The 9,144-nt window shown below is 63.8% G+C and carries 9 protein-coding genes and 1 pseudogene; 4 read left to right on the top strand and 6 right to left on the bottom strand.

Annotation, left to right across the window (positions count from 1 at the left end; all coding sequences use genetic code 11):
* The coding region (locus B2V90_RS10785; protein WP_293921239.1) for a hypothetical protein at window positions 1-215 on the top strand (215 nt) is incomplete at its 5' end.
* 180 nt (window positions 216-395) lie between these two features.
* Here B2V90_RS10785 and era read toward each other — a convergent pair.
* The 3 genes from era to lepB all read right to left on the bottom strand — a co-directional run bounded on the left by era (window position 396) and on the right by lepB (window position 2,967).
* Entirely contained in the window at window positions 396-1,304 is a 909-nt protein-coding gene (era, locus tag B2V90_RS10780) for a GTPase Era (protein WP_228220232.1), read from the bottom strand.
* Window positions 1,305-1,462: 158 nt separating this feature from the next.
* The gene (gene rnc, locus B2V90_RS10775; RefSeq protein WP_009821532.1) at window positions 1,463-2,146 is read right to left on the bottom strand and encodes a ribonuclease III; all 684 of its coding nucleotides are present in this window, start codon (window positions 2,144-2,146) and stop codon (window positions 1,463-1,465) included.
* Window positions 2,143-2,967, bottom strand: coding sequence for a signal peptidase I (lepB, locus tag B2V90_RS10770; RefSeq protein WP_228220231.1), 825 nt, complete (start codon window positions 2,965-2,967; stop codon window positions 2,143-2,145). The genes rnc and lepB overlap by 4 nt, the downstream gene beginning before the upstream one ends.
* Window positions 2,968-3,146: 179 nt before the next feature.
* Here lepB and pgi point away from each other — a divergent pair, with 179 nt between their 5' ends.
* Complete coding sequence (gene pgi, locus B2V90_RS10765) at window positions 3,147-4,661, top strand: glucose-6-phosphate isomerase (RefSeq protein WP_228220230.1); 1,515 nt, start codon at window positions 3,147-3,149, stop codon at window positions 4,659-4,661.
* Window positions 4,662-4,823: 162 nt separating this feature from the next.
* Window positions 4,824-6,170, top strand: coding sequence for a glutathione-disulfide reductase (gor, locus tag B2V90_RS10760; protein WP_228220229.1), 1,347 nt, complete (start codon window positions 4,824-4,826; stop codon window positions 6,168-6,170).
* Window positions 6,171-6,177: 7 nt separating this feature from the next.
* Here the strand turns inward: gor and B2V90_RS10755 are convergent, their stop codons facing one another.
* Both B2V90_RS10755 and B2V90_RS10750 read right to left on the bottom strand, forming a co-directional pair.
* The gene (locus B2V90_RS10755) at window positions 6,178-6,891 is read right to left on the bottom strand and encodes a 2OG-Fe dioxygenase family protein (RefSeq protein ID WP_228220228.1); all 714 of its coding nucleotides are present in this window, start codon (window positions 6,889-6,891) and stop codon (window positions 6,178-6,180) included.
* An 80-nt stretch (window positions 6,892-6,971) separates the two neighbouring features.
* Window positions 6,972-7,751, bottom strand: coding sequence for an SDR family NAD(P)-dependent oxidoreductase (locus B2V90_RS10750; protein WP_228220227.1), 780 nt, complete (start codon window positions 7,749-7,751; stop codon window positions 6,972-6,974).
* Window positions 7,752-7,851: 100 nt separating this feature from the next.
* On the opposite strand from B2V90_RS10750, the gene B2V90_RS10745 reads away from it, so the two are divergent.
* Complete coding sequence (locus tag B2V90_RS10745) at window positions 7,852-8,745, top strand: LysR family transcriptional regulator (RefSeq protein WP_228220226.1); 894 nt, start codon at window positions 7,852-7,854, stop codon at window positions 8,743-8,745.
* 4 nt (window positions 8,746-8,749) lie between these two features.
* On the opposite strand, the pseudogene B2V90_RS10740 reads toward B2V90_RS10745, so the two are convergent.
* A pseudogene (locus tag B2V90_RS10740) lies at window positions 8,750-9,144 on the bottom strand (serine hydrolase); the annotation flags it as partial.

Genomic DNA, 9,144 nt, shown 5'->3' with positions numbered 1-9,144 from the left:
TGATCGACGTCGATCAGCAGGCATACGCCGGGAGCAGCAGCGCGGGCTTGCTCAAGCCGGAGGAGAAAAGTGGCTCGGTTGAAAAGACCCGTCATCTGGTCGATTTCCGACAGATGTCGCAATTCGGCCATGGCCTTTTGGAGCGATTCGGCCAGCCGTCGCTTCTGTTCGACCTGCCTCGCCAGCAGCAGGCATACAGGAGTCGAGATGAATAGCGGCGCGAAAAAACCGAATATCCAATAGGGTGTGGGAATATCCATGCCCGGGAAGCGCGACATGACCCACATCGCCACCAAGGAGGTGGAGACGGAAAAGACAATCCCGACGATCGCTCTCGAATAGGGACGCATGGCCCGCGTCTAAGGGATCTTGGTAAAAATTCCGTCTCCGTAACGTCATTCCACCCAGTCCAGACCGATGTCGCGGTAGATGAAACGGTCGTCTTCCCAATCTTCCTTCACCTTGACGTGCAGGTAGAGATGGACCTTGACGCCGAGCAGCGTGGCCAGTTCGGCGCGCGCCTTTGATCCGATTTCCTTGAGACGCTGACCGCCCTTGCCGAGCACGATGGCGCGCTGGGTCGGGCGAGCGACGAGGATTTGCTGGTGGATTTCGACCGATCCATCCTCGCGTTCCTTATATTGTTCGGTATCGACGGCAGCGGCATAGGGGAGTTCGGCGTGGAGCTGATGGTAGAGCTGTTCGCGGGTGATTTCGGCCGCCAGCATGCGGTCGGTGGCATCCGACACCTGATCCTCCGGGAAATGCCATGGTCCCCGCGGCATAGCGTCGGCAAAGGCGGTCTTGAGCTGCGCCAGGCCGTCGCCAGTCTGGGCGGAAATGAAAAATGTCTCCTCAAAGCCCACCCGCTCATAGAGTTTCTGGGTGTGGACCAGCAGCTTTTCCTTGATGGCGATATCGACCTTGTTGAGGATCAGCCATTTGCGCTCCGGGCGATGGACGAGCGCCTCGATGATCGGCTCCATCTTGGGGCCAAGGCCCGCCTTGCCATCGACCACAAGCGCGATGAGGTCCGCGCCCTGCGCGCCGCCCCAGGCGGCCTGCACCATCGCGCGGTCGAGCCGGCGGCGGGGCGCGAAGATGCCGGGCGTGTCGACCAGCACGATCTGCGCGTCGCCTTCGATCGCGACGCCCATGACACGGGTGCGAGTGGTCTGCGCTTTGGGGCTGGTGATCGCCACCTTCTGCCCTACCAGCGCATTCACCAGCGTGGATTTGCCCGCATTGGGCGCCCCGACGATCGCGACGACGCCGCAGCGCTGGGATTCTTCTGAAACGTCCAACAAATATACTCCGTTCGACTACGGCAATCTCGTCGTCCCGGCGAAAAAGCCGGGATCCCGCTTATTCTTGCGTGTTTTGCGAAAAAAGCGGGATCCCGGGTCAAGCCCGGGATGACGAGAATGTTGTAGGTGTTTTCTATCTTGAGAGGAAGCTGGACCTATCCCGCCAGTTTCTCCAGCAGCGCCTTGGCCGCCGCCGTTTCTGCTTCCTGCTTGGATGCGCCGGTCGCGCTTGCCTCGCCTGCGCCCTTGATCGAGACGGCGACGGTGAAGCGCAGCGCATGCTGGGGGCCGGAGCGGTCTGTCATCTGATATTCGGGGGGCTTGCGCCTGTTGGCGGCGGCCCACTCCTGAAGCGCGGACTTGGGGTGGCGCGGCGCGCTGGTCTGGGTGTCGACCCGGTTCCCCCACAAGCGGCGGACGAGGGCGCGTGCTTCGTCCAGGCCGCCTTCCAGATAGAGCGCGCCAATGAGCGCCTCCATCACGTCACCCAGCACATTGTCGCTGTCGGCGGCGCCATCGTCGCGTGCCTGCTTGCCCAGGATCAGATGTTTGGGGACGCCGGCGGTGCGGGCGATGTCGGCGCAGGTTTCGCCGGAAACGAGGGCGTTGTAGCGGCGCGACAGCTTGCCTTCGGGTTCGTCGGCGAAGCGGTCGAACACCCATTCGCCGATCAACAGGCCCAATATGCGGTCGCCCAGAAATTCCAGCCGCTCATAATTGACCGGCTTGGCGCTGCCATGGGTGAGCGCCTGTTCGAACGTCGCGCGGTTGTGCGGCGCGCGGCCGATCAGATCTTTGAGCCAGCCATCGGTGTCAGGTCTGGGTGGCGATACGGTCAAAAGCCTTCCCCGATGCGACTCCAGCGTGCGGCGGTGAACCAGGTCCAGGGGAGCAGCCAGTTGGCGCTGCCATCGGTCGAAAACACCGAAACCAGCGCTTTGCCCACCAGATTCTTTTCCGGGACCAGGCCGATGCCGCCGCCTTCGACCGCGGGGAAGCGGCTGTCGGCGCTGCGGTCGCGATTGTCGCCCATCATGAAGAGATGGCCTTCGGGCACCAGCACGGCGTCACGATCATCGGCCGCTCCATCGGGCAGCAGGTCGAGCACATTATAGCTTTTTCCGCCGGGCAGCGTTTCGCGAAATTGCGGATAGCGGCATTGCCGGCCACCGCCCGGTGCGGCTTCCTCAAACTCAGGCCGATAGCAGGGCGAGGGGCTGCCTTCCTTATCCGACGCTTCGATCATGTTGGGCGTCACGGGAATGACGAAGTCGGCGACCTTCTGCTTGGGGATGGCCTGACCGTTCAGATAGACCGTGCCGCCGCGTACCGCGACGATGTCGCCGGGCAGGCCGATCACGCGCTTGATATAATCATTCTTCTGCGTCGGCGGCGCCTTGAACACCGCCACGTCGCCGCGTTCCGGCGTCGAGGCAAGGATGCGGCCGGGTATCAACGGCACGCTGAACGGCAACGAATAGCGCGAATAGCCATAGGGCCATTTGGCCACCAGCAGATAATCGCCGATCAGCAAGCGCGGCTGCATCGATTCCGATGGGATGTTGAAGGGCGAGACGATGAAGCTGCGCAGGATGAAGACGAACAGGCCCAGCTTGACGAGAAACCAGAGGAAGTCCCGTGTTTCGGATTTGGCAGTCATGGATGCTGGTCTTTTCCTTCGCTTCAGCCCGTAAAAAGGGCCGTCGCGGCTTTTGAGGCGTCGTAAAGGCCGCGTCAAGCACGCCCGATGGTGCATTGCACGCAAGCCCGGTCTAGAAAGACACAGAATCGACCGGTGCAGCGTCGATATCGACCAACGTCACAAAAAGGATTCCCAGCATGACCAGCCCTGCACTGCACGGTCCCTTGGCGGCCATTGCCGCGCTGCCCCAACCCGACCTCAAGACGATCTTTACCGCTGAGCCCGACCGGCTGTCGTCGCTGGTGCTCAGCCAGGGGCCTTTGCGGTTCGACTGGTCCAAGACGCACCTGACCGGCGAACTGATCGACGCGTTCCTGACCCTGGCGCATGAACAGGGCTTTGCCGCGCAGCGCGATGCGCTTTTCGCTGGCGAGGCGGTCAACAATACCGAAGGTCGCGCCGCCGAGCATCCTGCCGAGCGCGGCGAGGGCAATGCCGACAGCGTTGCACGAGCCAAGGCGCTGCACGCGCGGATGCGCGCGCTGATCGATGCGATCGAGGCGGGTGCGTTGGGCGAGATCCGTCATATCCTGCATATTGGCATTGGCGGGTCGGCGCTTGGTCCCGACCTCATCATCGACGCGCTGGACGGCGATGGCATCCGCTATGACGTGGCGATCGTGTCCAATGTCGATGGCACCGCGCTGGAGCGGGCAATGGACAGTTTCGACCCGGCCTATACGCTGATCGCGGTCGCGTCGAAAACCTTCACCACGACCGAGACGATGCTGAACGCCGCAAGCGCGATCAACTGGATGGTCGAGGCCGGCGTAGAGGACCCCTATGGCCGGGTCATCGCGCTGACGGCCTCGCCCGACAAGGCAATCGAATGGGGCGTCGACGAAACGCGCATCCTGCCTTTTTCCGAAAGCGTGGGCGGGCGCTATTCGCTCTGGTCTTCGATCGGTTTTCCGGCCGCCCTGTCACTGGGCTGGGACGCGTTCGAGAGCCTGCTGGAAGGAGCCGCGGCGATGGACCGGCATTTTCGCCTGTCCGACCCGCGCGAAAACGCCCCGCTGATCGCGGCCTTCGCCGACCAATATTATGCGCGGGTGATGGGATGCCAGACCCGCGCGCTGTTCGCCTATGACGAGCGGCTGAAGCTGCTGCCATCCTATCTTCAGCAGCTGGAGATGGAGAGCAACGGCAAGAGCGTGAAGCGCGATGGCACGCCGGTCGACGGCCCGACCGCGCCGATCACCTGGGGCGGAGTGGGCACCGATGCACAGCATGCGGTGTTCCAGTTGCTGCACCAGGGGACCATCATCGCGCCGGTCGAGTTCATCGCCTCGATTGAACAGGGCCATACGCTGGACCCGGCGCATCACCGGGCGCTGCTGGTCAACTGCTTTGCGCAGGGCGCGGCGCTGATGCGGGGCAAGGAGAATCCGGACGATCCGGCGCGCGCCTATCCCGGCGGGCGGCCGTCGACCACGATCCTGATGGAGGATGTGACGCCAGAGGCGCTGGGCGCGCTGATCGCCTTCTACGAGCATCGCACCTTCGCCAATGCCGTGCTGATGGGGATCAACCCGTTCGACCAGTTCGGCGTGGAACTGGGCAAGGAGATCGCCAAGTCGATCGAGGCCGATGGGCCGAGCGGATTTGATCCGTCGACCATGGCGCTGATCGATCTGGCTTTGGGAGAGTAACCTAAACCCGTTCGGTTCGAGCCTGTCGAGAACCTGTTCTCGATACGTCTTCTCGACTTCGCTCGAAGGCTACTCGAACCGAACGGAATGGTTTGCGGCGATTGCCATTTGTAACTCGCCGCGCCAGCCGCCATATCGCGCGCATCATCAGCGGAGACCGGCATGAGCGACTATGATTTCGACCTTTTCGTCATTGGCGCGGGATCGGGCGGGGTGCGGGCGTCGCGGGTGGCGGCGGCGCATGGTGCCAAGGTCGCGGTGGCCGAGGAGTTCCGGGTCGGGGGCACCTGCGTCATCCGCGGCTGCGTGCCCAAGAAGCTGCTCATCTATGGCGCGCATTTTGCCGAGGATCTGAAGGACGCGCGGCGCTTTGGCTGGAATGTGCCCGATTGCGGTTTTGAATGGACGACGCTGCGCGACAATGTGCTGGCGGATGTCGACCGGCTGGAGGGACTCTACAAGAATACGCTCGACAACCACAAGGTCGAGCTGATCAGCGAGCGGGCGACGATCACCGGGCCGCACAGCGTCAAGCTGGCGAGCGGGCGGGAGGTGACCGCGAAGGTCATCCTGGTCGCGACCGGCGCCTGGCCGATCATCCCGGAGGTCGAGGGCGCGGAGCATGGCATCACCAGCAACGAGGTGTTCCATCTGGACGAATGCCCCGGCCGCATCGTCATCGTGGGTGGCGGCTATATCGCCAATGAGTTCGCCGGCATCTTCCACCAGTTCGGCAGTCATGTGACGATGGTCAATCGCGGCAATACCTTGCTGCGCGGCTATGACGAAACGGTGCGCGACAGGCTGCTCCAGATTTCGACGATGAAGGGGATCAATTTCCGCTTCAATGCGAAGATGGAGAAGATCGAGAAGAATGAGGACGGGACGCTGTGCGTGCGGTTCGAAAGCGGCGATCCGGTGGCGGCCGACCTGGTGCTGTTCGCGACCGGGCGGCGGCCCCATACCGAGGGGCTGGGTCTGGAAACGGCGGGCGTCGAGCTGGACGAGAAGGGCGCGATCAAGGTCGACGACTATAGCCAGACGAGCTGCGAGAGCATCTATGCGGTGGGCGACGTGACCGACCGGTTGCAGCTGACGCCGGTCGCAATCCGCGAAGGCCATGCCTTTGCCGATACGGTGTTCGGCGGTAACAAGCGCAAGGTCGATTATGGCTGCGTGCCCTCAGCGGTGTTCAGCCATCCCCCGCTGGCGGGCGTGGGCATGACCGAGGCGGAAGCGCGCAACACGCTGGGCACGGTCAAAATCTACACGTCGGATTTCCGGCCCATGAAGAATGTGCTGGCGAACCGCGACGAGCGGGCGCTCTACAAGATGATCGTGGACGCGACGACCGACCGGGTGGTGGGGCTGCACATGATCGGCCCGGACGCGCCGGAGATTTTGCAGGCGGCAGCGGTCGCGGTGAAGGCGGGGCTCACCAAGCAGGATTTCGATGACACCGTCGCGCTGCACCCCAGCATGGCGGAAGAGCTGGTGCTGCTGAAATAGCGTTTCGTCAGCCGGCGGACGCGAAGGTTACGACCAGCGCGTCGCGCCAGGCGGGCTGGTCGGGATCGACCGGGTGGATTGCGGTGACGCCATGGAAAATTCTATGGTCGTCGATCAGCATCGTGTCGCCCGGATCGGTCAGGGTGAATTCGCCGAGCGGCGTGCCGTCGGGCGCGCCGATGCGGGTAATGCCTTCGCGGACGTTGCGCCGTTCGATCAGCATGACCGTCACCCGGTCGACGCCGTCGCGATGCATGCCTTCGGGCGTCGGGCGGCCCTGCTGCGCGACGCTGGCCTCGATCCGGAATTGATGCAGTTCGACATGCCAGTCGCCTGATTTGGCGGGATCGAAACTGTCGGCGCAGAAGGCGAGGATCGCCTGGGCGACAGGATTGGCGATGGTGGCAGGGGCGACAGGATCGAACCAGCGCTGCACGTCGCCATTCAGAGGATTATAGTCGCGGCTTTGCCAATGGGGCTGGTGCGGTCGGCGCGTGAAGACCCCAGCCCGCAGCGCAAAGGTGGCGTGGCGACGGCGGCGATAGCGGCCGCCATCGGCCATGAAGCGATCCGGGCCAAGGTCGTTCCAGCTGGCGGCGAAATCCGCCCAGTCGCGGTCGGCAATGGCGAGCCGGTCACGCATGGCGGCACCGGGAAGGCGCGCATAGCCGTCCAGGGCCAGCGCGGCGTCGATGCGGGAAAGGCTGTCCGTGTCGCTCATTCTGATCCTTCATAGGCGAAGGAAGGGAACGAGCGACAGGGCCATTTGCCGCTAGCAGGATCGCCAGCGGCTTGCGGGCGTCAGGCAATGGTCGGGATCATGCCACCTTCGACCCGGAGCGCGGCGCCATTGGTGGCGGCGGCCAGCGGGCTGGCGAGATAGGCCACCATGGCGGCGACCTCGTCCGCTTCGATCAGCCGCTTGATGAGCGAGAGCGGGCGCATGCGGGTGAAGAACTCCGCTTCGCGATCGGCCTCCGGCGCGTCCTTGTCCTCGACGACCGAGCGGATGAAGTCGACGATGCCTTCCGATCGGGTGGGGCCAGGCAGCACGCTGTTGACGGTGACGCCGGTGCCGCGCGTATGTTCGGCAAGGCCGCGCGAGATGGCGAGCTGCGCCGACTTGGTCATGCCATAGTGGATCATTTCGGCGGGCGGGAGCAACCCGCTTTCCGAAGCGATGAAGAGGATGCGGCCCCAATTGGCGGCGAGCATCTGCGGGAAATAGTGGCGCGAGAGACGTGCGCCGCTGACCACATTGACTTCAAAGAGGTGATGCCAGTCCGCGTCGCTGATGTCGGCAAAATCCTTTGCCTCATAGATGCCGAGATTGTTGACGAGGATATCGGTGGAGGGAACGGCGGCGATCAGGGCGGCGGCGCCATCAGCCGTCGCGGGATCGGCAAGGACGGGGTTGACGGTGCCGCCGACCTGCGCGGCGGCGGCGTCCAGCTTGGCCTGACTACGGCCGGTGATGGTGACGGACACTCCTTCGTCGGCCAATCTTTTGGCGATGGCGAGACCGATGCCGGCAGTCGAACCGGTGACGATGGCGCTTTTGCCCAAGAGCTTCAAATCCATGATGATTTCCTTTGAACCTGACAACGAACTGGACAGAAGTAAGGCCATGCGCGATTAATGATTAGAGCGCATGTCATCACTTCAGAAGTGAATTGAAATCATGGATAACCGACTGGGCGATATCGAGACATTCCTGATGGTCGCGACCGAAGGCAGCTTTGCCAATGCCGCCAAGGCGTTGCGGCTGACGCCATCGGCGGTCAGCCGGTCGATCGCGCGGCTGGAACAGAGGCTGGGCGTGACGCTGGTGCGGCGCACGACGCGGGCGCTGGCGCTGACGCGCGAGGGCATGGCCTATCGTGACCGGATGATGGTGCTGCTGACCGACATGATGGAACTGGAGACGGGGCTGGGCGAGGAACGGGGCGCGCCGCGCGGCGTGTTGCGGATCAATGCCTCGCCGTCCTTCGGGGTTGAGTGGCTGATCCCGATGCTGCCTGATTTCCGTGCGCGCTATCCGGCCGTCCGCATCGATTTGACGCTGTCGGATGCGATCGTCGATCTGGTCGAGGAGCGGGCGGATATCGCCATCCGCATCGGGCCGCTGCGCGATATGCGGCTGCGTGCGAAGAAGCTGGGGCATAGTCGTATGGCGTTGGTGGCCAGTCCGGACTATCTGGCGCGGCGGGGGACGCCCGCGACGCCCAATGATCTGGCGGGACATGACTGCTTGCGCTTCAGCTTCCGCCGGTCCGTCGATAGCTGGCCCTTCCGCATCGGGCGAAAGACCGTGCAGCTGCCTGTCGAAGGCGCGTATTTCGGCAATTCGGGCGAGGTGGTGCGACAGATGGCGGTGGCGGGATGCGGCATAGCGCGGCATGGCTATTTTCACGTCGCTCGCGACCTGGAGGCAGGGCGGCTGATAGAAATATTGGCGGACTATGCCGTGGGCGATGGCGAGGATATTCACGCCCTTTATGCCGCGGAAGACCGGACGGCGGCGCGGGTGCGGGCATTTCTCGACTTTCTGGAGGGAATAGAGTTGCCCGGCTGATCGCTCAACGCGCAGGGGCGTGCTGCGCCAGAAGGTTAAGCGCGCGGGTCATCAGCGCGACGAAGCGGGGTTCATCGACCCGTGCGGCCGGATTGTTCCAGCTGGCGCTTAGCACATACCAGTCGCCATCCCGTGCCTGGGCGAGGAAGTTCATGGCGATGACGCCCGGTTCGCTGCCGCCCTTGTAGCCCAGATAGCGCCAGCGTTTCGCATCGGCTGGCGCGATGCCGGGATTGACCGCCAGGATCGGTAGCGCGTCGCCGCCAGTGCGTCGCAGGCGGTCGAGCAGGGCGATGCTGTCGATGGGCGAAGCGAACCATTCTATGCTGTCGATCGCCACAGGGCTTTCCGCGACGCTGCCGATATCCACGCTGGCGGCGGTCAGGCGCGCGGCGGCGT

It is taken from the genome of Sphingobium sp. UBA5915, assembly GCF_002431195.1.
Lineage (GTDB): Bacteria > Pseudomonadota > Alphaproteobacteria > Sphingomonadales > Sphingomonadaceae > Sphingobium > Sphingobium soli.
Note: the sequence above shows the minus strand (reverse complement) of the source record. Positions and strands in the feature narration are given on the sequence as shown.